Source organism: Rhodoferax lithotrophicus, from assembly GCF_019973615.1.
GTDB lineage: Bacteria > Pseudomonadota > Gammaproteobacteria > Burkholderiales > Burkholderiaceae_C > Rhodoferax > Rhodoferax lithotrophicus.
Genome location: NZ_AP024238.1, coordinates 1401598 through 1424652, shown reverse-complemented (window position 1 = coordinate 1424652; position 23055 = coordinate 1401598). Strand labels below are relative to the sequence as shown.

Genomic DNA, 23055 nt, shown 5'->3' with positions numbered 1-23055 from the left:
GCCACGAGCCGTTTGGATTTGGCTGTTCTTTGTCCCTCTGGCCCTTCTGGTTGCGCCGAGGAGCGCAGCTGCAGGTGGATCAGGGCACGCGATTGTTTGAGCGTAGCGAGTTCGAGCGGGCCCCCACCTGCAGCGAGCACCGCAGGTTGCCCGTAGCGTAGCGAAGGGACGCAAACAGTGGGCTCGCCTTTTCTTTGCTTACTTTCTTTTGGCGAAGCAAAAGAAAGTGAGTCGCCCGCCGGGGCGAGACCCGGCTTGCTGGCAGACCGCAAAACGTCGCCCAAACCAAAATCAGCAAAACGCATTGAACAAACTCAAAGACTCAGCGCTTCACCGCCGTCGGGGTCAGCACCTCAGAGCGCAACTTCGCCGCCGCAAAGTTGGAACCAAACGCCGGGCGTTTGAGATAACGCCCCGCCCCACGCTCAGCCCGCAAATCCCCTTGCACAAACACCAGCTTGCCCTGGCTCAGGGTGTGGCTCGGGATGCCTTTGACGGTGCGGCCTTCAAACACGTTGTAGTCACCCTTGCTGAACTGGGTTTTGGCTGACAGCGTCTTGCTGCCTGCCGGGTCCCAGACCACCAGATCGGCATCGGCGCCCACGCTGACGCTGCCTTTTTGCGGGTACAGGTTGAACAGCTTGGCGGTGTTGGCGGAGGTCACGGCGACGAATTCGCTGGGCGTCAAGCGGCCGGTGTTGACCCCTTCGTCCCACACCACGGCCATACGTTCCTCCACCCCACCGCAGCCGTTCGGAATCTTGGCAAAGTCGTCCTTGCCCGCGGCTTTTTGCGCGGCACAGAAGGTGCAGTGGTCGGTGGCGGTGGTGTGTAAGTTGCCGCTTTGCAAACCGCGCCACAAATATTCCTGATGCCCCTTGGGGCGGAACGGTGGGCTCATCACGTGGGCAGCCGCAGTGGCAAAGTCGGGGTGGCGGTAGATGCTGTCGTCAATCATCAGATGCCCGGCCAGCACTTCGCCGTAAACCCGCTGGCCACGGGCGCGGGCACGGCAAATAGCTTCAGCGGCTTCGATGCAGCTCACATGCACCACGTAGATCGGCACGTTGAGCACATCGGCAATGGCGATGGCGCGGTTGGCGGCCTCGCCTTCAACCATCGGTGGGCGTGACAGCGGGTGGCCTTCGGGGCCGGTGATGCCCATCTCGGCCACCTGTTTTTGCAGCAGGTACACCAGTTCGCCGTTTTCGGCGTGCACCGTGGGCATGGCGCCGAGTTCCAGGCAGCGCTTGAAGCTGTTCACCAGGGTTTCGTCGTCACACATGATGGCGTTTTTGTAGGCCATGAAGTGTTTGAAGCTGTTGATGCCTTCTTCATTCACCAAGGTGCCCATGTCGCGCTTCACCGACTCGTCCCACCAGGTGATGGCCATGTGAAAGCTGTAATCACCGGCGGCTTTTTCGGCCCAGCCGCGCCAGGTCTGGTAGGCCTCCAGCAGCGGCTGTTGCGGGTTGGGGATGACGAAGTCGATGATGCTGGTGGTGCCGCCGGCCAAGCCCGCAGCCGTGCCGGTGTAGAAGTCGTCCATGGTGACCGTGCCCATGAAGGGCAGTTGCATGTGGGTATGCGGGTCAATGCCGCCAGGCATCACATACTGGCCACCGGCATCGACCACGGTGGTGCCAGCCGGGGCTTGCAGGTCAGTGCCTACCGCGACGATTTTGCCGTCTTGGGTCAACACGTCGGCTTTGAAGGCGCGGTCGGCATTGACCACCGTGCCGCCTTGGATCAGGATACTGCTCATGATTACTCCTAAATATATAGCTGCTTGCGCAGGTTAAATAAGGGCTATAGGCTTGTTTTATATGTAAAACAGGTGTGTGGCGATGGGAAAGGGTGGATATTACGCCGCACGCGCCGGGTTGTTGGGGTGCATCGTCCAGTCCAGGTGTTCTGCCGACACGGTCTTGCCGGTGCGCAGATCCACTTCGCCGGGGGCCAGGTTGCGCAAGGTGATGCACTCGGGCACCGGGCAGACCAGGGTGCACAGGTTGCAGCCGACACATTCCTCTTCTTTCACCTCAAAGTGGCGCTGGCCGTCTTTGGTGGCCATGATGGCCTGGTGGCTGGTGTCCTCGCAGGCAATGTGGCAGCGCCCGCACTCGATGCACTTGTCCTGGTCGATCACCGCCTTGGTGATGTGGTTGAGGTTGAGGTATTTCCAGTCGCTCACCGTGGGGATGGCGCGGCCCCGGAAGTCTTCGATGCTGGTGAAACCCATCTCGTCCATGTAGTTGGACAAGCCGTCGATCATCTCCTGCACGATCTTGAAGCCGTAGACCATGGCAGCGGTGCAGACCTGCACATTGCCTGCGCCAAGTGCTATGAAATCAAAAGCGTCGCGCCAAGTACTGATGCCGCCTATGCCCGAAATCGGCAGGCCAGCGGTGGCGGGGTCTCGGGCAATCTCGGCCACCATGTTGAGCGCAATCGGTTTCACCGCCGGGCCGCAGTAGCCGCCGTGTGAACCCTTGCCGCCGGTGCTGGGCACCATGCTCAGGCTGTAGGGATCGACCCCCATGATGGAGTTGATGGTGTTGATCAAACTTATCGCATCGGCCCCACCGGCTTTGGCGGCGCGTGCCGGCAGGCGGATGTCGGTGATGTTGGGCGTGAGTTTGACGATCACCGGCAGTTTGCTGTACTGCTTGCACCAGGCGGTGACCATCTGGATGTATTCGGGCACCTGGCCTACCGCCGCGCCCATGCCGCGCTCACTCATGCCGTGCGGGCAGCCAAAGTTGAGCTCGATGCCGTCGCAGCCGGTGTCTTCCACTCGTGGCAGGATGGCTTTCCAGGCCTCCTCGTTGCACGGCACCATGAGGGACACCACCACGGCGCGATCCGGCCAGGCGCGCTTGACCTCTTTGATCTCGCGCAGGTTGACTTCCAGGTCGCGGTCGGTGATGAGTTCGATGTTGTTAAAGCCCGTCAGGCGACGGTCCGGGCTCATCAGCCCACCGTAGCGCGGGCCGTTGACGTTTACCACGGCGGGCCCGGCCTCGCCCAGGGTCTTCCAGACCACGCCGCCCCAGCCGGCCTCAAAGGCGCGGATGACGTTGACGGCTTTGTCGGTGGGCGGCGCAGAGGCCAGCCAGAACGGGTTGGGGCTTGAAATGCCCGCGAAATGGGTGTGCAGGTTCGCCATGTGGTGCGCTCCGGTTCAGGGGTTCATGAGGTGGGTGTGGATGGCTTGCGCCGACTGCATGCCGTGGGCCACGGCTTCGACCGTCAGGTCCAGCCCCCCGGCCCGGCAATCGCCCCCGGCCCAGACACCGGGCAGACTGGTCTGGCCCGCTTCATCGGTGGCAATGCGCCCGTCTTCCAGCGCAAAGCCGACTTGCGCCAGCAGCGGGTTGCCCAGGTGCTGGCCGATGGCTTTGAACACCATGTCGGCCTCCAGGTACTCGGTCTGACCGGTGGGGCTCAGCTTGCCGTCTTGCAGGCTTTGGCGGGCAAAACGCACCGCGCCGACATGGCTGGCATCGACCCGGTTGGCCACAATCTCTTGCGGCGCCAGCCAGTGGTGGATGGTGACCCCGTTGGTTTGCGCCCACTCCTGCTCAGCCTTCGAGGCCGACATGGCCTGCGGCCCGCGCCGGTAGACCATGTGCACGTCTTGCGCACCGAGCAGCTTGGCCTGCACGGCGGCGTCCACCGCCGTCATGCCGCCGCCAATCACCACCACGCGTCGGCCAATCGGCAGCGTGGCCAGATTCTCGGTCTGGCGCAGCGTGGCGATGAAGTCGATGGCATCCTGCACGCCCCCCAGGTGTTCGCCCGGCACGCCGAGTTGGTGCGTGTTGGGCAGGCCCATGCCCAGAAACAGGGCATCGTGCTCGCGGCGCAGGGCCTCAAACTGATCGGCGGTCTCCAACTTCCAGCCGGTGCGGATGGTGATGCCACCCAAGTCCAGCAGCCAGCGCACCTCGGCCTGGGCAAACTGGTCGGGCGTTTTGTAGCTGGCCAGACCGTATTCGTTGAGGCCACCGGCTTTCGGGCGGGCATCAAAAATGGTCACCTCATGGCCTTGCTTGGCCAGGCTGTGGGCGCAGGCCAGACCGGCCGGGCCAGCACCAATCACGCCAATTTTCTTGCCGGTGGCAGGTGCCCGGCTGAAGAGCTGCGGCTTGGCGCTGTCCATCAAGGCATCGACCGCAAAGCGTTGCAGGCGGCCAATCGCCACCGGCTGGCCCTCTTGCGTGTTGCGCACACACACCGCTTCGCACAGGTTCTCGGTCGGGCAGACGCGGGCACACATGCCGCCCAGCGGGTTGGCCTCCAGAATGGCGCGGGCCGCGCCACGCAGGTTGCCGTCGCTGATGCGCCGGATGAACGAGGGCACGTCAATGTGGGTCGGGCAGGCGGTGGCGCAAGGCGCGTCAAAGCAGTACAGGCAGCGCTCGGCCTCCAGCACGGCTTGCGGCGCGCTCAGGCGCGGGGTGGCATCAGCAAAACGCTGGGCGTAGTCGGCCGCGCTCAGGCGGGCGGCGCGAACATCGGGTGCAAGTGAATGGGTCACGTTGACAACTCCTGGGTGGGTGGCGGACATCTGAAGATCAGAACTTGACCATTTGGTCAGATTCATGGAAACGATGCTAGCAAGCCACGTGCCAGAACGTCTGTAGGGGTTAGCCCTAGTGTGGTGTTGCTTGAGTCGCCTGCCCTGCCAGCGTCATCACAAACCGGCAGCCGTGCCCAGCTGCTGACAGGTCTAGCCGCAGCGTGCCGCCGTGTTTCACCGCCACCTCGCGGGCGATGGCCAGGCCCAGACCGCTGCCGGCCACATCTTGCGAAGACGTGCCACGCTCGAACCGCTCAAACACCAAAGCCTGCTGCGCCGGGGCGATGCCGGGGCCGTCGTCTTCCACCGCCCACCAGGCATAACCGTCTTGCTGGCCCCAGGACACATCCACGTGGCTACCGGGCGGGCAATACAGCAGCGCGTTGTCAATCAGGTTGTCCATGGCCACGCTGAGCAGCGACACGTTGACGTCAACTGGCACGCTGGGGCCGTCCAGCAGGCCGAGGTCAATCCCGCAGTCCATGGCCCGGGGTGTGTGTTCGGCCACACGTTCTCGCAGCAACTCGCCCAGGTCGATGTGGGTGGTGGTGTCCAACGTCATTCCTGCGGGAGCAGCATCCAGCCGTGACAGGGTCAGCACCTTGGAGAGCACATCGCCCGCACGCTGCACCCCGTGTTGCAAGGTGTGCAGCATGTCAGGATACCGGCTCGGATCACGCTCCTGCGCCAGCACATGGGCCTGCGCCGCAATCACGGCCAGCGGGGTGCGCAGCTCGTGAGCGGCATCGGCAAAAAAGCGTTTTTCGGTGGCGCGAAGCTCAGCCTCGCGCAGCGCATAGGCATCCAGCGCGGCGGTGATGGGTTGCAGCTCCAGCGGGTCGTGTGCCGCATCGGTCAGGGGCTCACCGCTACCGGCATCGCGTTGGGCAATGCGCTGGCCCAGGTGCTGCAAAGGTTTCAGGCCGCGCCAGGTGGCCAGCCACAGGGCGATGACCAAGACGGTCACATACACCAGGGGGATGGTGACCATCTGGCGCAGCACCAGCGCATCAAGCTGGCTGTAAAACGCCCGGGTTTGCCCCACCACGGCCCAGACCTGGCCGTCCGGGCTCTGGGCCGCCATCAGCCGCCAGTCACCGATGTCATGCCGGATGCCGACCACCAGACTGCCGGGCGGACTCAGGGCAAACGTCTGGGCCATGCCGTCGCTGGAGAGCAATTGCCCCGAACTCGTCCAGACCTGCCAGGCAAAGTCGGTGTCCTGCGTGGGCAAAGTGGCGTTGTCCTTGTTGAGTTGCTTGACCTGGCGTGCCACGGCGCTGGTGTGTGCCGGGCTTGGGTTGAGCGCCGAAAAGCGGGCCACCGCTTCGGCCAGCAGGAACAGACTGCGGTCGATGCTACCGGTTTTGGGCTGGTAAGCCTGCCAGACGTTCCAGCCAAAACTGGTCCCCACCGCCAGCAACATCACCAGCGCCTGCCAGGCCAGCAAGCGTTTGAACAGGGACGGTTGGCGCAGTTTGCGCAAGCTGATCATGGCCGTGGCATCAGGTAACCCACCCCCCGCACGGTGCGGATGGCCTCCGCCCCGAGCTTGCGCCGCAGGGCGTGGATCTGAAATTCCAGGGCCCCGGCGCTGGGTTCCTCGTCGCCAGACCAGACCCGTTGCAGCAGTTGCTCACGCCGCACCACCCGCCCGGCCTGGCGGGCCAGTTCACACAGGATGGCGAACTCGCGCGGCGTCACCGCCAGTGCGCTGCCGCCGAGCGCCACGGTTTGCTGCTGCGGGTCAATCGCCAGTGCACCCACTTGCCAGGCGTTGGCGGCCTGACCGGCCGAGCGGCGAATCGCCACATGGATGCGGGCGATCAGTTCCGGCAGCATGAAGGGTTTGATCACGTAATCGTCCGCGCCGCCGTTGAGGGCACGCAAGCGGTCATCCAGCGCGTCGCGGGCGGTCATGACCAGGACCGGCACCGCATGCTGGCTGCGCCGCAGGTGTTCCAGCAGGGTAAAACCTTCGCCGTCGGGCAGGTTGATGTCGAGCAGCACGCAGTCCAGCTCATCGGCTTGCAACTGCGCCATGCCATCAGCCAGGCGGCGCACCCAGACCGAGGGCAGGTGGGCCTGCTCCAGTGCCCGCTGCAGGGCGGCCCCCAGATCCAGGTCATCTTCGATCAACAATATTTTCATGAATGCTCTCAATTGAATAGCTTATTGCGCTTAATTCATAAGCGCTAGAGCCCTATTTCATATAGCCAAGTGCTACCTGCATTTGCTCGTCCAGCTCTGTGGCACTGTTGTCAATATACGAGGCAGGCACAGAGAAAACCCGGTGTTTTGCTGGGTGGGAGTGGCTGACACCAGCTTTTGCGAGAGCAGCGCACTGCTGGTGGGTAGGTCGGGGGGGGCGACGTACCAGCCGTGGCCTGCTGCGGTGGTGTCCAGGGTGATTTGGGCGGTGGGGCCTTGGCCGGTGGTTGTGCCAACAGCGGTGCCAGTCAGATCGCCGAAGGTGACGGCGAAGGAGTTCAGTAGGTAGGGCGATGCATCCGCGACAAAACCGCTGTTGTCACCAATGAGCGATTGCAGGGCCGGTGTAGTAGTGGATATCTTCCAAACCCGGCCTTTGGGGCCACAGAATTTTTTGATAAGTTCGTCATTGTCGTTGGGAATCCCCCCCGTACCCTCGGGTTGGACTTTGATGAAGTAGATCACCTTGACTTGATAGCCGCCCAGTTCGACGAGTGCGGAGACTTGGTCTTGACCGTCAAAGAAGCCGCGGGCGGGTTTATATGTATCCCCCCCCGTCAACTGTCCGTGAGAAGGGAGCTGTAATAGTGTGACTTTTGCAGATTGCTTAGTCAGGTTTACCTTTTCGTAATCAAACAGATAGTTGACCGCAACCGCCTCAAAATCAATTGTTTGACTACCGAATGCCGGATCATCAGGAAGATTTGCCATCGGTGTGCAAACCCCAACCGTTCTCATGGCTGCGGCGGGTTTCTGGGCTTGCTTAGCCGCAGCCACCATCACGATCGGTGCGGCATTGGGGCTATCGGGGGGAAGGTCTACGAACATATCGAGGGTTCCTGATTGAGGTTGAAGTTCGGTTTGTGCTGCGGTCAGCAGTTCCTGATAGGCCGCTGGTAAATCCGTCAGCGCGACGGTCGGTGCATCGCTTTCTGGCGAAATGACCTTGGGACCTTGGGACCTTGGGACCTTGGGGTCAGGTCTTGTATTGCAACATCTTCATTCACCCCGACAGCGAATGCATGAGTACTAAAAGCCCATGTAACGCCCGTTAATAATGCGCACAAAGCTCTTTGATTCATAGCAATTTTCATTTCACCCCTCCTCCGATTCAGTTTCCACCGCCCGCACCACCAGACTCACCGTTGTTTAGTTCAGACCGAAAGCTTGCCCAATTTCTTTGAGACTGTAGCTGCCGGTGGCATCGGCCGGTCGCAATACAAGACCTGGCCCATTGGTGTTTTCATGATCACTCCCAATTTAATAGTTGCTTGCGCTTGATTCATAAGCGTTAGAGCCCTGTTTTACATACAACCCAGTGCTACCTGCATTTGCCCGTCATGGCGGCGTAGGCCACAAATGGCAGGGCCAACAGCCCGCCGATGGCGACTGGACTGGGTTTGCCCTCGCCCTCCGGTGCATTGTGAAGGCAGTCTGGCACAGCCCCGGCGGCCATGTGTTGCCCCAATCTGGTCGCCGCAGAAGCGGGCTCACTGCCCAGTTGCTCGCGGGCGACTTGGGCCAGGCTGGGGGTGGCGTTACGCCGCACCGCCTGACCCAGCGCCTGCGGGGACAGGTCCAGCGGTCGAACCGTGGCGGGGCTTGTCGGGACAGAGGATGGCGGGGGCTGCATCGGCTCGGGGGAGTGGGTGTCAGCGGGCAGCGCAGTGGTAGACGGCACATCGGCCACGTTGACCGGTGGCTGGCGTGCGGTACGGGGTGCAGCGTGTTTCACGGAGGTGCTTCGCTCAGCGGGTGTGGTGGGCATCTCTGGTGGCGGTGGCCTCAATGTCGGCGCAGGCAACCACAAATGGGCCATCAGTACGGGGGAGATGGGTTCAGGCTCGGGTTGAGGCCGCGCTGTGGGGGTGAGTTGACTCAACAACACGCCGTGCAACACGGCGGATGCCAGCACAGCCCCAAGCAGGCGCTGCTGCGACAAAAGACCACTGCCGATCACAAACCCTGCCGGATGCCGCATGCTCAGTGCTGGGCCCGCTTTCTGGCCAGATAACCCGAGTAAGCCAGTTGTTCCACACCGTCCACGGTGACGCTGCGTACCGTTTCGCCACTGTCGGCCAGCGGCCCGAGCAGCAGCGCCTGGGTGTCTGACAGCGGTTTTAGCACCGCACGAACGGCTTGATCGGGCTCGTCCACCTGGGTGATTTCAAGCACCAGAAACCCTTGTTCTTCGATCAAACGAATGCGTTGCGCCACCTTGGGGTCATCCCCCAGGTTGCTGATGTCGTAATCCCCCAGGCGCTGTTGCCAGGCACCCAGGCTGGCGGGGGGCTCCATGCGCTGGCCGACCAGCATGTCTTGTGTGCCCACGCGGGCCACCAACAGGTCGCGGCCAGCCACCGTGCGGCGTGAAAAGCCGATTTCGCTTAACGTGCCCAGGTCTAGCGACACCAGGCCCAGCAGGGCATAGTCCAGCCCGAGTAAACCGTCGCTGCGCGGGCGCAGTTTGAAGTCATGCCCCACGGCGTTGACGCGCAAATCGCCGCCATCAGCGCGGATGTGCACCGGCCCGACAAAGGTGGTGTAGTGCCCCACATGGGCGCTTTGCATTGCGGCGGGCAAGGGCGCGTCAGCCCAGGCGGGTTTGACGTGGGCGGGCTGGGTGATGCCGGTTTTGGCCTCCAACGCCAGCGCCAGTGTTTCGGTGGCAATGTGGTCGACCACGCGGGTGGCGGTGGCGGAATTGGCCAGCACCACGATGCCGAGTTTGTGTTTCGGCAAGAGGTACATCTGGCTGCGAAACATGCCGATGGCACCGGCATGGTGAGCCACCGGGCCGGCGTTTTCCAGCGTGGATGAGCCCAGGGTGCTCAGCATCCAGCCCAGACCGGTCTGAAAGTTGAAATCCAGCGGCACGGCGCTGTTTTGGGGCCGCAGCATCTCGGCCACGGTTTCGGGCTTCAACACCTGCTGCGTGCCGGACCGGCCATCGGCAAACACCATGGCCATGAAGCGGCTCAGATCGTTGACGCTGGCATTGAGCCCGCCTGCCGGTACATCGCGCAAAGGCGTTTCAGGAACAGCCTCACGCCCCCGGTAGCCCTTGGCCATCAAGGGGGAGTTGGAGACACCGGTTTCAAACGCTGAGTGTGCCATGCCCAACGGTGTCAGCACGCTTTGCTGCATGTGCTGGGCAAACGCTGTGCCGCTGAGGGTCTGCAGCACCGTTCCCAGCAGGGAAATGCCGACATTGGAATAGGAAAACACCTGACCAGGTGGGTAGGCCAAGGGCTCGCCAGTCAGGTCGTCCAGCAACGAGGCAAACGGCTGGGGCTGGGGCGTTTGAAAGCCTTTGAGCCGGTCTCGCGGCAGCCCAGAATGGTGGGTCATGAGCTGGCGCGGTGTGATCGTCTCGGGCGACTTGATCTTCACCGGTTTGTCGATGTCGAGCAAACCACGTTCTGCCAACTGCATGGCGGCGGTCGCGGTAAACAGCTTGGAAATCGAGCCCACCCGGTAAATGGTGTCAGCACTGGCAGGCATGCCTTGTTCAACATCGGCAAAACCAAAGCCTTGTGCCCAGACGATGCGCTGGTCATCCACCAGGGCCAGGCTCAGGCCGGTGACTTTGTCTTGCGCCATGTCGTGCTGCACCAAGCGGGTGACATAGGCCTGAGTTGCGGCCAGATCGCCACGCGCGACGCTGGCCGGGCGCGTCGGAGCCGATGAACACCCGGCCAGGGTTGCGATGCAAAGCACAAGAGAGAGCAGTTTCATAAAGGTGAATGTGTAGCCTTGGATCGGCCATTATTCAGTGCCAAGCTTTGAATTGGCTTTGGATGAAGTTACCGGCTGGCCATGTACGCGGCGTACAACGAGGCATGTAATCCACGCAGGGTTTTGCGGCGCTCGATCACGTCGTGGTGACGGCCCTGGTGCTCCAGGCCGAGCAGCTCCAGCATCAGCCGCATGGCTTGTTCAGGGGCGAGGTGAAGGCCGGCCTGCGCCTGGGCCAGATGTGATGCCAGATTGGGGCGCTCAGTCAGCACCCAGGCCGGAAACCAGGCCAGGTCAGTGGCATCGCCCGCGCCCTCAAAAGTCTGCCCGAAACGAGCCTGCAGGGGTTGCAGCAATGGGTCAGGCTGTTGGCTGAGAACAAGCTCCAGTCGGCCGGGCGATAACCAGGCCAGCTCGGCCAACAAGCCCCAGTTGGGCTGCAAGCCTTGCAAGGCCAGACGGGCATGCAACATCCAGGCCAGCGGGGCTGGAATACGCCGCCAGGACTCGATACGGGCCACCGCATCGGCGGCGGCCTGCCATTGCCCAGCTTGCAGCCAGAGTGGGGCCGTGTGTGCGTTTTTGTGCTCCGGGTGGTAGGCCAGCGCCGTGGCACGCTCGGCCAGCTCTTGCCAGCGTGCCCGCAGCCAGGTGGCCGCAGCGGATATACCCAAATTGCGCCGGGCAGCAGGCTCAATCTGGTCTTGCAGATGCTGGCGGGCCTGGTGCAGCGCCGTGTGATCGGCAAACGGCTCCGGGCTGCGTTGCGCCAGGGCCTGGATCAACACCTGCAAACTGTTCAGGCAATCGTCTTGCGGAAAGTCCGCCTTCAGAATCTGCCAGGCTTGCTGCGCCGTGGCCGTATCACCCTGCTCCAGCGCCAGGATGACATCGTTGCGCAGGCTGACGCTTTGGTTGTCATTGAAAAAATCAAACTGCACGGGCCACCCGTTGCATCAACGAAACAGGGCAAACCCCTGTCACATCACAGTAAAAAGTCATCATCGATCTATAAATACTACAAATAGCATAGCTGCCTACGCTTGATTATCAAGCTACACAAGCCAAAATTATCACTAAATTATCTGGCAACCACACCGCTGGCAATGTAGATGCCGCCCATGGACTCGGTGCTGATTTCCAGCGCCTCAAGGTGTTTCGCCAGGTGGCTCCAGGGCTGATCCAGCCCTTCCATGGAGGTCACAGAGTACATCGCCGACATCATCACACACCAGTTGGTCACCCAGGCCCACGGGTGGGACCATTGCAGGCCTGCCGCCACCACATGGGCACCCGGCTTGAGACCTTGAACCACGTTGTCAACAGCATCGGGGTTACGCAAGATGTCGTGGGTAAAGTGAAACAGCGCCGCATCGGCTTGGGTTGGGGTGTGAGAAATCTCGACCGGGGTGTTCAGCAAGGTCACGTTGGGCCAGCCTTGCTGGGCAACCCGGGCACAAGCCAGGTTCAGCATTTCAGGGCATTGTTCGATCCCAATGATGTGCCCACGCCAACCAACGGCCTGGAGCAAGGGCGCGAAACTCAGGCCAGTGCCACAGCCTACATCCAGCACAATGGCTCCGGGTGCGAGCTTGAGCCGCTCAATGGCGCGTCGACGAATTGGCTCGAAAGCAACCAGCTCGCTGTCATACAGCGCAGCCCGCAAACGGTACTGTTCAAGCGCCTTTTGGCGATCGGTGCAATTCGGAAAATTGGGCATGCTGAACCTCCGTGCGTGGGACAAGCATAGGGCTGACGGGGGGAGATGGCAAGCAATGAATGGCTTCCTGCGCTTAATCAATGACAAGCCCAGATTCTTGTGGTTAACTCCCATCCAACGCTCATGCAGCAAATTTTGTGGATGACCCATTAACTGGAGATCTTCATGCGCAACCACACCACCCCTCTGACCAACCTGCCCGGCACCCAAATGGCCGAGGTCTTTCAGCAAAACATGGACCCCTACGGCATGATGACTTCGGTGCTCAACGCCCAGGCCGCCTGGTTGATGCACCCACAAGAGTTATCGCGGGCTGCGAATGACTTTTTTGTCGACACCATGGAGTTTCAAAGCCACCTGATGCGCCGCAGCCTGGGCTTGTCAGATGAAAGCATGATCAAACCCCATGTGGATGACGTGCGTTTTGCCGACCCCGACTGGGAAAAGAGCCCGGCATGGGATGTGGTCAAGGAGTGTTATCTGGCATTCACCCACCGCACCGAAGACCTGCTTTTTGCCACCCCGGGACTCTCCGAGATGCAGCGTCGCCGGGCGGCTTTCTGGGCACGGCAATGGCTCAACGGTATGGCACCCACCAACTTCTTCTTCAGCAACCCGGTCGCCATGCGCCGCTATGTGGAAACCCATGGCGACAGTCTGAAACTTGGGCTGCAACACCTGATGCGGGATGCCAAAGCGAAAAACATTCGTATGGTGGAGGCCGATGCCTTCAAGGTTGGCACCGATCTGGCCACCACACCGGGCCAGGTGGTGCTGCGTAACCGGCTGGTGGAAGTCATCCACTACACACCTACCACGGCGCAGGTGCACCAGATGCCCATCGTCATCATCACGCCGTGGATCAACAAGTATTACGTGCTGGATTTGACCGCAGAGAAAAGTATGGTCAAGTTCCTCACCGATCAAGGCTACAGCGTCTTTATCACCAGCTGGAAAAACCCGACCGCCGACATGGCAGATGTCAGTTTTGACGACTATCTGCTGCAAGGCGTGGATCAGGCGGTGCAGACCGCACGTCAGCTTTGCAAGGTACCGCAAGTACACCTGACGGGCTACTGCATCGGCGGCACACTGGTATCCACCTACATGGCCTGGGCCAGCCGCCACTTTGATGCCAAAGACCATCCGGTGGCGCACTGGACCCTGCTGGCTACGCTGACCAATTTCTCCAAGCCGGGCGATATTGATGTGTTCATTGACGAGGGAGCGATCACGGCACTGGAGAAAAAGATGGCCCAAACCGGCTTTCTGGACGGCAATGACATGGCCACCAGTTTCCGCCTGCTGCGCTCCAACAGCCTGGTGTGGCACTACTTTGAACACAGCTACTTGCTGGGCGAGTCGCTGCCAGCGTTTGACGTGCTGTTCTGGAACATGGACACCACGCGTATGCCTGCGGCCATGCACTCGTTTTACCTGCGCCAGATGTACCTGCACAACAATCTGGTCAAGCCGGATGCGCTGAGCATCGGCGGCGAGTTGATCGACCTGACCCGTATCACCCAACCGCTGTATGCGGTCAGTTGCAAAGACGATCACATCGTGCCGTGGCAGCAGTCCTACCGCATTCGCCAGCACGTCAATGTCAAAACGCCAGTGCGGTTTGTGTTGTCGACTTCAGGCCACATCTTTGGCATCGTCAACCCGGTGGTGAACCCGCCCAAACGCAGTTTCTGGGTGGCCGAGCCCGAAAGCAATGAGTCCAGCGAACATTGGTTGGCCCATGCTCCCAAAGCTGCGGGCAGCTGGTGGCCGGACTGGCTGGCCTGGCTGGCCCCGCAATGCGGGCCGATGGTAGATGCCCCCAAAGTCAAAGCCAAGAGCTACCCTGATCTCGGCCCGGCACCAGGCACCTACGTCTTTGAAATGTAGGCCGGCACAGCGGCTTGGGGCATTCAGAAATAGCGAAAAACGTCTGTCCTGTCTGTGTTCACCCCAACCCGCAGCCCCGCAAAATCAGCGACACCACATGTTCGGTGGCGCGGGTTTGCTCTGGCACTGACAGCTCGGACTGACCCAACACCGCACACACCTGTACCTCAAAATCAGCGTAAGTCTGGGTGGCCGCCCAGATGGTGAAAAACAGGTGTACCGGGTCTACCGGGGCCATTTGGCCGCGTGCTACCCATTGGGCAATGACCTCGGCCTTGGCCAGCACCAGCTGACGCAAGTCGCTATGCAACAAGGCTTTCACCACCGGCGCACCGTGTAACAGTTCGTTGGCAAATACCCGCGAAGCATGCGGGCGCTGCATGGACAACGCCATCTTGGCACGGATATACGCCTCAATGGCGGTTCTGGGGTCTGCTTGTGGGGTGATCACCAGCGTGGGCTCCAGCCAGTCTTTCAGGGTCTGAGCCAGTACCGCACGGTACAGCTCCTGCTTGGAGCCAAAGTAGTAATGCAGGTTGGCCTTGGGCAGGCTGGCAGCTTCGGCTATCGCGGCCATGGTGGCACCACCAAAACCGGCACCAGCAAACACCCGCTCGGCAGCGGCCAGAATCACAGCCTCATTGGCCTGACGAATCTGCCCCTTGCTGGCCTCATCTGCTGCACCTGAGATTTGACTGCTGGAAAGAGGTGTCATGGTGAAAAAATGGGGTCTTCCCCGTCAGGACAAGACCCCGGCCTGTGAACAATTCAGCTTACTTGGCCGCCGCGTCCCACACCGCGTGGGTATAAGCCGCTTTGCCCGGATCCTTCTTGATCACGGGTGAACTGCCTGCAGCCAGCAAAACCTTGACGGTGCGCTCAAAGGCGGCTGGCTCCAGGTAACCGATCTTGGCGGTGCCCGCATTGGTGATCAGCTTGGCCACGTTTTCCATCTGGCGTTGTTGCACTTTTTCAGAGGCGCTGCCCGACATGTCGGCGGCCACCACAATCTTGGCAGCGCCAGCAGGGTCTTTCACCGCGTCATTCCAGCCCTTGAAGGTGGCCTTGAGGAACTTGCCCATACGCGCCACAAAGGCCGGGTCTTTCAACTTGGCTTCCATCACATACAAACCGTCTTCCAGTGAGGCCACGCCTTCTTTTTCATAGAAGAAGGTGACCAGGTCACTTTCCTTCACACCGGCATCCACCACTTGCCAGTATTCGTTGTAGATCATGGTTGAAATACACGCGGCCTGGTTTTGCAACAACGGGTCCACATTAAAGCCCTGTTTCAGGATCTTGATGTCGGTGCCCGGCTTGTAGCCCAGCTTGGCCATCCAGTTCAGGAACGGGTATTCGTTGCCACCGTACCAGACACCCAGGGTCTTGCCTTTGAAGTCTTTCGGACTGCTCACACCACTGGACTTTTTGCAAGTCAGCATCAGGCCGGACTGGTTGAACACCTGGGCGATATTGACCAGCGGCACACCGGCTTCGCGGGCGGCCAGGGCATCGGGCATCCAGTTCACCACCACGTCGGCACCGTTGCCAGCAATCACCTGCACCGGGGAGATGTCGGGGCCACCCGGTTTGATGGTCACATCCAGACCAGCTTCTTTGTAGTAGCCCTTGCTTTGCGCCACGTAGTAACCGGCAAACTGCGCTTGCGGCAACCACTTGAGCTGAACGGTAACCTTATCGGCCGCGCTGGCACCCATGCTGGCTGTCACGCCACACACGGCCAGCACCGCAGCCAGCAAGCTGTTGGTGAACTTGGAAGAACGAATCATGGGAAAGCTCCTTTGGGGTTGGGGGAAAAATCAGGCACCACGTACCGACGGGTGCCAAAACGCTGCGCGGCGCTCAAACTGTACAAGCACAGCGTAGGCCACTGAGCCGGTGATCGCTGCCACCACGATAGCGCTCCACACCAGCGGCATGTTCATGCGTGAGGCCTCGGTGGAAATCCGAAAACCCAGGCCCGAGGTGGGGGAGCCAAAAAATTCAGCCACGATGGCCCCGATCAGCGCCAGCGTGGCATTCACCTTGAGCGCGCCAAAGATAAAAGGCAAGGCTGCCGGCAAACGCAGCGCCAGCAACGTACGACTGTAACTGGCGGCGTAGCTGTACATCAGCTCACGTTCGAGCTTGCCAGAGGCTTTCAGCCCGGCCAGGGTGGACACCAGCATCGGAAAAAACGTCATCAGCACCACCACGGCGGCTTTAGAGGGCCACTCAAAGCCGAACCACATCACGGCAATCGGTGCCACCGCCACCAGCGGAATGGTGCTGGTCAGGGATGCCAGCGGCAACAAGCCGCGCTGCAAAAAAGGTTGGCGGTCAATCGCCACCGCCACCAGAAACCCCAATCCTGAGCCCATGGCCCACCCGATCAGCACGGCCTTCAGCACGGTTTGCACAAAATCGTCCCACAAAATACCGCCGTGCTCGCCAATAGCTTGCACGATCAGGCTGGGGGGTGGCAACAAGACCCGGGGCACGTCAAAAGCCACCACCAGCAGTTGCCAGAAGTAGACAATCCACACCCCAAACAAGGCAGCGGTAGCCATACCCACAAGGCGGCCGCCATCCAGAGCGGCCATCCAACGCACCGACTGCATGGCCAGAGCGCCAAGAATGGCCGTGGCCAACCAGAACATACCTGCGGGCACGGTGCCCTCTGGCAACTGCCCCAGCGCTGCGGGCTGCATCATCAACAAAACAGCACCCATCAGGCAGGCCAGCACAAACAACAAGGTTTTGGTCAGTTGTGGTTTCATGTCTGCCCCCCACGGCGGCGCAATACCAGCCGCTCAACACCCGCCACTGCCATGGTCAGCGCCAGACCGAGCAGAGCCGACATCACCAAAGCCGACCAGATTTGTACCGTGTTGCCGTAGTAGGAACCAGTCAGCAACCGCGCACCCAGGCCCGCCACGGCGCCCGTTGGTAATTCAGCCACCATGGCACCGACCAAGCCGGCCGCAATACCCACCCGCAACGCCGGAAACAAAAAGGGCAACGAAGCTGGCAAACGCAACAGCCACAAAGACTGCCACCAGTTGGCGGCGTAGGTGTGCATCATTTCGGTCTCAATCCGCTGGGGTGAGCGCAAGCCCTGCACCATGGCTACCGTCACCGGGAAAAAACACAGGTACATCGCAATCACCGCTTTGGGAGCCAGGCCCGAGAAGCCCAGGCTGCCCAGAATCACCAGCACGATAGGCGCAATGGCCAGTACGGGTACAGTTTGCGAAGCCACAATCCAGGGCAACAGGGCACGGTCCAGCGTGCGTGAGTGAACAATCAGCACCGCCAGCACCAAACCCAGCAAGGTGCCCAATACAAAGCCCCACAAAGTGGATTCAGCCGTCACCGCCACATGAAACAGCAGGTTACGCGGCGAGTCAATCGGCCAATCCACCAGGCTCGACCAAAAATCAAGGGCCACCTGATGTGGCGCAGGCAACACTGGTCGCTGCATGTCCAGAGTCGCTGCCAGCAAGTCTTGCCAATTCCAGGGGCTGTCGTGGGGCAGAACCCGCTCAATGGCCCCCGATGCATTCATCCACACGGCACCGATGTACCAAATCAACAAGGTGGCCGCCAACATCACCGCCACCGGCAAGCCGTCGCGCAGAAGACGTGACACCCAACCCTCCGATGGCGACTTAGTCATGATGACCATCTGCCAAAGCTTCGCGAACCTCATGCGCAACCTGGATAAATTCGGTGGTGTCACGCAGGCCCAGGTGCCGCTCATCCGGCAGCGGTGAATCAATGACTTTCACAATGCGCCCAGGGCGCGGTGACATGACGACGATCTTGGTCGACAGGTAAACCGCTTCGGCAATCGAATGGGTCACAAACACCACTGTGCGACGCTCTCTTTGCCAGAGCTGCTGAAGCTGTTCATTCAAGCGGTCGCGGGTGATTTCATCCAGCGCGCCAAAGGGCTCGTCCATCATCAGAATCTTCGGCTCAAAAGATAGCGCGCGGGCAATCGACACGCGCTGCTGCATGCCGCCAGACAACTGCCACGGGTATTTGCCTTCAAAACCTTGAAGTCCAACACGCTCCAGGTGTGCCATGGCAATCACCTTGCTGTCGGCCTTGGTGCGGCCTTGAATCTGCAACGGCAACGTCACATTGGCCAGCACGGTACGCCAGGGAAACAGCGCTGGGGCCTGAAACACATAACCGTAAGCGCGGGCCAACCGGGCTTCATGGGGCGACACCCCATTCACCAGCACTTGCCCAGCGCTGATGTGCTCCAGATCGGCAATCACCCGCATCAAGGTGGTTTTGCCGCAGCCCGAGGGACCAATCAGCGAGACAAATTCACCCTCGCGAATGTTCAGGTCAATGTTTTCCAGTGCATGCACCGGCGAATCCGCCGTCTGGTACACCACGCTGGCTTTGCGAATCTCGACCGCCAACCGCCCCCCCGCAGGAGGGCTCAGTTGGGAAATGATGGACAAATTGTCAGGATTGTTCATGGGCACACAAAAAGGGAGAATTGCACCAAAAAGTAGCATCCAGATCAAGAAACTAACCAGTTGGTCAACTTATTCTAGGGTTTAAGCGAGTTTCATGCCAAAAAGTTTCTTGTTGCACCGCTGCTTCACCGTCCCGGCCATGTGTTCTTTTGCAAACTGATCTTTGTCATGCGCGTCCATCACCATGGCCGTGTTATCAGTCAACACGGCTACAAACCAGAAAGCGGCCTCGACCGAGCCACTGAAATGCGCCGTAATACCCAGCCCGAGTGCACCAATTCCGTAAAATTGAGCGTGCCTGGCCTACAGTGTTGAGTCTGGATTGGGGCAGATTCTTCGTGAGACGCGCTATGGCGCATTGGAAAAAATAGCCACGCAAACTCCTTTGACCGCCCACCTTGCATCTGTTTTGAGGGCGATGGTGCTTGATGGCCGTGGTGTTGCGTGGTTGCCGAAGAGCCTTATAGGTGACGACATCACATCCGGCCGATTGGTTCCCGCGGCCGACCCCGCATGGAATGTCGATCTTGAAATCCAGCTTTACAGAGACAGAACTCCCATGGGGCGCGCGGCGGAATCTCTCTGGGATGTGGTTTCCGAAACGGCATCTTGACCCAACGAAGCGGGTGCAGCAACCACGCCAAAACTGCCGTTGAATTCCATCTGCGCCCAGCGATGGCCCGACACCCGTGCAGAACTCACCCCCACCGCCGCGCCACCCACTCATCCACCGACAACCTGCCCGGCCCATGCACCATCAGGTACAGCAGCACCGCGGCCCAGGTGCCGTGGGTCGGGTAGGCATCGGGGTAGACGAACAATTGAATGGTCAGCGTCATGCCCAGCAAGGCCAGGGCGGACAAGCGGGTAGCCAGGCCAAACAACAGCAGCAGCGGGAACAGGTGCTCGGCGGTGGCGGCCAGGGTGGCGGCGATCTCGGGCGGGATCAGCGGCAGGTGGTATTCGTCCTGGAACAAGCCCACCACCGAATCCGACAGACGTGGCCAGCCCAGGGTGAATTCACCGTTGACAAGGTCCACGGCAAAACCCTGAATCTTGGTTTGGCCCGACTTCCAGAACACGGCGGCGATGGAGAAGCGGGCCAGCAGCGCCAGCAAGCTGTTCGGGACGCGCTGCATGAGGTGAATGAACTGCTGGATCAGGCCGGGCAGCCCGGCGGCGTTGTGGCTGTCAGTGTGTGGGTTCATGGTGTTGGTTACTCGTCGACAAGTGGGTGATGAACTGCCAGTGCAGCAGCAGCGTCAGGGCCTGGGTTAAATCAAATTCGGGGTCAAGCTCAAGCGCAGCGCTGGCGGCCTCGGGCAGGGTGTTGCCAGCTTGCAGGGCGCGCACAAACTGGGCAAGCCCGGCTGTGAGCTCCAGCGTGTTGACCACCAGCGCGTGTCTGAATACCAGAGCGGTCTGAGGCTGGTCGGGGTCTACCGATGTCATGTCGGTAGACCCTTGGTGCGCAGCCCACAAGTCAACCACGGCAAAGGCAGAGGGAATGACGTGTACCGAGGGGTGCAGCGTGAGTTGCAGGTGGATGAGCTGTGCCGGGTCGGCCAAGGCGGCTTGCACGGCTTCAAGCGCCAGCGGCGGTACATCGGCCGCGTGGTAAGCACACACCCGCGCCATCTCCAGCCGTGCCACGTCGGCCAGATAGGGCACGCTGGCCGCCGGAGGAAAGGCTTGTACAAATTCCGCAAAGTTTTGCCCGTAAAACGCCATCACGGGCGAGCGTGGCGGGTGCGCCATGGCAAACACGCGGGCCATGGCACGAAAGAATTCTTCGCCCACCAATTCCTGCACCACCGGGTAGCTGTCGGCCAGCGCGTCGATCAAAGACACCATGACGTTGTTGCGGTACACGGCAAAACGCTGGGCGGGGTCGGAACCGTTCCAGGTGGTGAGGCCGCTGGGGCAAGGCAGCTCCGGGTTCAGCAGGGCCTGGGCAAAAGGCGTTTGGCTGTTCATGCCAAGGCCTCCTGCGCTTGGGTCAACGCCAGCAATTGCCGGTCGGCTACCTGGGCTTCGGCCAGCAGCACCGGCCAGGGCGGAATGTCGTTGTCGCGTTCCAGCAGGGTGGCCACCGGGCCGGTCAGCGCCAGGGTGCGGGCATACAAGTCCCACACGGCTTGCGCCACCGGTGCGCCGTGGCTGTCGATCAGCAGCAGGTCACCATGGGTGTCCGCTGCCTGGGCAAATCCTGCGAGGTGAATCTCTGCCACCTGCGCCAGCGGCAGGGCGCGGATGTAGGCCTGCGCGTCACGGCCATGGTTGGTGCAGCTCACATAGGCGTTGTTCACGTCCAGCAGCAGGCCGCAGCCGGTGCGGCGCAGCACCTCGCTGATGAAACTGGCCTCATCCATGGAGGACTCAGCAAACTCCACATAGGTGGCCGGGTTTTCCAGCAGCATGCGGCGTTTCAGGTGGGTCTGGGTCTGGTCAATGTGATCACAGACCCGCTGCAGGGTGTCCGGGGTGTAGGGCGCGGGCAGCAGGTCATTCAGGAACACATCGTGATGGGTTGACCAGGCAAGGTGCTCTGAAAAAGATTGCGGCTGGTACTTGTCCAGCAAGCGCTGCAAGGCATTCAGGTGGTGGATGTCGAGTGGCGCATCGGCCCCAATCGACAGGCCCACGCCGTGAATCGACAGCGCATACTGTTCACGGATGCGGCTCAAGTAATGGTGAAACGGCCCACCCGGCACCATGTGGTTTTCAGCGTGGACTTCAAAAAAACCGATGTCAGGCTGCGTCTGCAAAATGGTCTGAACGTGCTCAGGCTTCAAGCCCACCCCGGCCCTGGCGGGCAGAGTGTGGGCCGGAGCTGCCGGTGGGGTCGTGTGAATCAGGTGAGACATGGCCGGAGCTCCGTAGGTGTGATGCCGATCAGGCTTTGACTTCCTTGAACTCTTTCATCTGGCCAAAGCCGGTGGGTGAGGTTTTGGACATGGTTTTTTCGCAGGTGCCCTTGGGCACCATCGACCAAGCGTTGCCTTGATGATCCACCTTGGAGGTGCCCGCGCAAGTGGTGCCCGCACCAGCCTTGCAGTCGTTCTTGCCTTTCAGGGCCACACCAAAACACTTGTCGGTGTCTGCGGCCTGGGCAGCGATGGGAGTGGCCGCAATGGTCAGCGCGGCACTCATGGCCAAAGCCAGACCGGCGGCAGTGGCGAAACGTGTGGAGGTGGATAGTGCGTTCATGGGTATGTCCTTCAAAAATGACGATGGTGAATAGATAACAGCTGGCACGGGACACAAGAGGTACCGTGCTGTTTCTATAGTCGGCGTGGCTGCCGGGTTCTTACACCTGCTGGAAACAAAAAATAAATGCTATAAATTACATAGCTACTTGCGCAACCTACATAAGCACCAGAGACCTGAAAGGCTTGTAAAACTTGCGCCACCGTAAACCCTCTGCCCTTGCGATGAACATTGGCGACAGATACGGGATTCCATCATCCAGATGGGTACAGCGTGTCAATTCGATACGCAAGGTATTTGAAAGTATCATGAAAAGAACCATTCGTATCAAAACAAGCCATGGACAGACTCACCCCCCTGCTCTCCCACTTTTCCCTGCACGCCGGGGTGTTCTACACCGGCAATCTCTGTGGCATTCATGACTTTCATGAAGACCACCTGCGTGGCCATATCCATTTGATCCGGCGCGGGCCGGTTCAGGTCATCGGTGTGCGGCAAGAGACGTTTGACATCACCGAACCGACCTTGCTGTTTTTGCCACGCCCGGATACCCATCGGCTGGTGACCGATGAGCGTCTGGGGGCGGATGTGGTGTGTGCCACGGTTCAGTTTGGTGGCGGTGGCCAAAATCCGGTCACGGACTCCTTGCCCCATGTGGTGATGGTTGAGCTGTCAGCCTTGGCGGGTGTACAGACTTTGCTTGAGCTGATGTTTGACGAAGCCTTTGCCCAGCAGCCGGGTCGTCAGGCGGTACTGGATCGCTTGTGTGAGGTGCTGATGATCCAGCTGCTGCGCCACTGCATGACGCAAGGTTTGACCCAAGGCGGCACCTTGGCCGGCTTGGCCGACCCACGGCTGGCGAAAGCCATGGCCGCCATACATGCCGACCCGGCAACCGAGCGCGATTTGGCCAGCATGGCCGCCTTGGCCGGCATGTCGCGTGCACGCTTTGCCGTGCGCTTCAAAGCAGTCACCGGTGAAACCCCGGCGGACTATCTGGCCTCCTGGCGGGTGATGACCGCCCAAAGCTTGCTCAAAAAAGGGCGTCCACTCAAACATGTGGCCGACGATGTGGGTTACGGCAGCGCCAGTGCCCTGACCCGCGCGTTTGTCCGCAAGCTGGGTTGCTCGCCCACTGCGTGGCTCAGAACTTGTCCGCCAAGCTGAGCTGGCGGCCGCCAAACTGAAACGTTGGAACA

Annotated in this window: 23 protein-coding genes; 3 read left to right on the top strand and 20 right to left on the bottom strand. The window is 60.7% G+C overall.

Going from position 1 to position 23055, the window contains the following annotated elements; translation table 11 throughout:
- Positions 1-322: 322 nt before the first annotated feature.
- The 10 genes from hydA to LDN84_RS06555 all read right to left on the bottom strand — a co-directional run bounded on the left by hydA (position 323) and on the right by LDN84_RS06555 (position 12254).
- Complete coding sequence (gene hydA / locus LDN84_RS06600) at positions 323-1765, bottom strand: dihydropyrimidinase (RefSeq protein WP_223910119.1); 1443 nt, start codon at positions 1763-1765, stop codon at positions 323-325.
- Positions 1766-1864: 99 nt separating this feature from the next.
- Positions 1865-3169 (bottom strand): NAD-dependent dihydropyrimidine dehydrogenase subunit PreA, encoded by a 1305-nt coding sequence (gene preA, locus LDN84_RS06595; protein ID WP_223910116.1) that lies wholly within the window; start codon positions 3167-3169, stop codon positions 1865-1867.
- A 15-nt stretch (positions 3170-3184) separates the two neighbouring features.
- Entirely contained in the window at positions 3185-4573 is a 1389-nt protein-coding gene (locus tag LDN84_RS06590; RefSeq protein ID WP_435405943.1) for an NAD(P)-dependent oxidoreductase, read from the bottom strand.
- A gap of 85 nt (positions 4574-4658) precedes the next feature.
- Complete coding sequence (locus LDN84_RS06585; RefSeq protein WP_223910110.1) at positions 4659-6080, bottom strand: sensor histidine kinase; 1422 nt, start codon at positions 6078-6080, stop codon at positions 4659-4661.
- The gene (locus LDN84_RS06580) at positions 6077-6736 is read right to left on the bottom strand and encodes a response regulator (RefSeq protein WP_223910107.1); all 660 of its coding nucleotides are present in this window, start codon (positions 6734-6736) and stop codon (positions 6077-6079) included. The genes LDN84_RS06585 and LDN84_RS06580 overlap by 4 nt, the downstream gene beginning before the upstream one ends.
- 72 nt (positions 6737-6808) lie before the next feature.
- Entirely contained in the window at positions 6809-7507 is a 699-nt protein-coding gene (locus LDN84_RS06575) for a hypothetical protein (protein ID WP_223910105.1), read from the bottom strand.
- A gap of 610 nt (positions 7508-8117) precedes the next feature.
- Positions 8118-8777 (bottom strand): hypothetical protein, encoded by a 660-nt coding sequence (locus LDN84_RS06570; RefSeq protein ID WP_223910102.1) that lies wholly within the window; start codon positions 8775-8777, stop codon positions 8118-8120.
- 2 nt (positions 8778-8779) lie between these two features.
- Positions 8780-10534 carry a serine hydrolase domain-containing protein gene (locus LDN84_RS06565; protein ID WP_223910098.1) on the bottom strand — a complete coding sequence of 585 codons (1755 nt, stop codon included), beginning with the start codon at positions 10532-10534 and terminating at the stop codon, positions 8780-8782.
- 68 nt (positions 10535-10602) lie between these two features.
- Positions 10603-11475, bottom strand: a complete 873-nt coding sequence (locus tag LDN84_RS06560; RefSeq protein ID WP_223910094.1) for a hypothetical protein — start codon at positions 11473-11475, stop codon at positions 10603-10605.
- A 140-nt stretch (positions 11476-11615) separates the two neighbouring features.
- Positions 11616-12254 carry a class I SAM-dependent methyltransferase gene (locus LDN84_RS06555; protein WP_223910090.1) on the bottom strand — a complete coding sequence of 213 codons (639 nt, stop codon included), beginning with the start codon at positions 12252-12254 and terminating at the stop codon, positions 11616-11618.
- Between the two features lie 165 nt (positions 12255-12419).
- Between LDN84_RS06555 and LDN84_RS06550 the strand changes: the two genes are divergently transcribed.
- Complete coding sequence (locus tag LDN84_RS06550) at positions 12420-14147, top strand: PHA/PHB synthase family protein (RefSeq protein ID WP_223910085.1); 1728 nt, start codon at positions 12420-12422, stop codon at positions 14145-14147.
- 58 nt (positions 14148-14205) lie between these two features.
- Here LDN84_RS06550 and LDN84_RS06545 read toward each other — a convergent pair whose 3' ends face one another.
- The 6 genes from LDN84_RS06545 to LDN84_RS22860 all read right to left on the bottom strand — a co-directional run bounded on the left by LDN84_RS06545 (position 14206) and on the right by LDN84_RS22860 (position 18853).
- Positions 14206-14862, bottom strand: coding sequence for a TetR family transcriptional regulator C-terminal domain-containing protein (locus LDN84_RS06545; protein ID WP_223910081.1), 657 nt, complete (start codon positions 14860-14862; stop codon positions 14206-14208).
- 58 nt (positions 14863-14920) lie between these two features.
- On the bottom strand, positions 14921-15937 hold the full coding sequence (locus LDN84_RS06540) for an ABC transporter substrate-binding protein (protein WP_223910078.1): 1017 nt from the start codon (positions 15935-15937) through the stop codon (positions 14921-14923).
- A 30-nt stretch (positions 15938-15967) separates the two neighbouring features.
- Entirely contained in the window at positions 15968-16927 is a 960-nt protein-coding gene (locus LDN84_RS06535) for an ABC transporter permease (protein WP_223910075.1), read from the bottom strand.
- Positions 16924-17799, bottom strand: coding sequence for an ABC transporter permease (locus tag LDN84_RS06530; protein ID WP_223910072.1), 876 nt, complete (start codon positions 17797-17799; stop codon positions 16924-16926). Before LDN84_RS06530 ends, LDN84_RS06535 begins: the two co-directional genes overlap by 4 nt.
- A 19-nt stretch (positions 17800-17818) precedes the next feature.
- Complete coding sequence (locus tag LDN84_RS06525; protein ID WP_223910069.1) at positions 17819-18646, bottom strand: ABC transporter ATP-binding protein; 828 nt, start codon at positions 18644-18646, stop codon at positions 17819-17821.
- Between the two features lie 81 nt (positions 18647-18727).
- Entirely contained in the window at positions 18728-18853 is a 126-nt protein-coding gene (locus LDN84_RS22860; protein ID WP_255610489.1) for a hypothetical protein, read from the bottom strand.
- Positions 18854-18944: 91 nt separating this feature from the next.
- Here LDN84_RS22860 and LDN84_RS06520 point away from each other — a divergent pair, with 91 nt between their 5' ends.
- Positions 18945-19259 (top strand): LysR substrate-binding domain-containing protein, encoded by a 315-nt coding sequence (locus tag LDN84_RS06520; RefSeq protein WP_317134839.1) that lies wholly within the window; start codon positions 18945-18947, stop codon positions 19257-19259.
- Positions 19260-19344: 85 nt separating this feature from the next.
- Here LDN84_RS06520 and LDN84_RS06515 read toward each other — a convergent pair whose 3' ends face one another.
- From LDN84_RS06515 to bufA1, 4 genes are read right to left on the bottom strand one after another with little or no spacing between them, the layout of a single operon-like run.
- A complete protein-coding gene (locus LDN84_RS06515) occupies positions 19345-19785 on the bottom strand; it encodes a DoxX family protein (RefSeq protein WP_223912805.1) in 441 nt (146 codons plus the stop codon).
- Between the two features lie 52 nt (positions 19786-19837).
- Positions 19838-20623: an HvfC/BufC N-terminal domain-containing protein gene (locus tag LDN84_RS06510; RefSeq protein WP_223910064.1), complete on the bottom strand. Its 786-nt coding sequence runs from the start codon at positions 20621-20623 to the stop codon at positions 19838-19840.
- Complete coding sequence (bufB, locus tag LDN84_RS06505) at positions 20620-21513, bottom strand: MNIO family bufferin maturase (RefSeq protein WP_223910060.1); 894 nt, start codon at positions 21511-21513, stop codon at positions 20620-20622. The genes LDN84_RS06510 and bufB overlap by 4 nt, the downstream gene beginning before the upstream one ends.
- Before the next feature lie 28 nt (positions 21514-21541).
- Positions 21542-21856, bottom strand: a complete 315-nt coding sequence (bufA1, locus tag LDN84_RS06500) for a BufA1 family periplasmic bufferin-type metallophore (protein WP_435405921.1) — start codon at positions 21854-21856, stop codon at positions 21542-21544.
- 339 nt (positions 21857-22195) lie between these two features.
- On the opposite strand from bufA1, the gene LDN84_RS06495 reads away from it, so the two are divergent.
- On the top strand, positions 22196-23023 hold the full coding sequence (locus tag LDN84_RS06495) for an AraC family transcriptional regulator (protein WP_223910057.1): 828 nt from the start codon (positions 22196-22198) through the stop codon (positions 23021-23023).
- Positions 23024-23055: the final 32 nt, after the last annotated feature.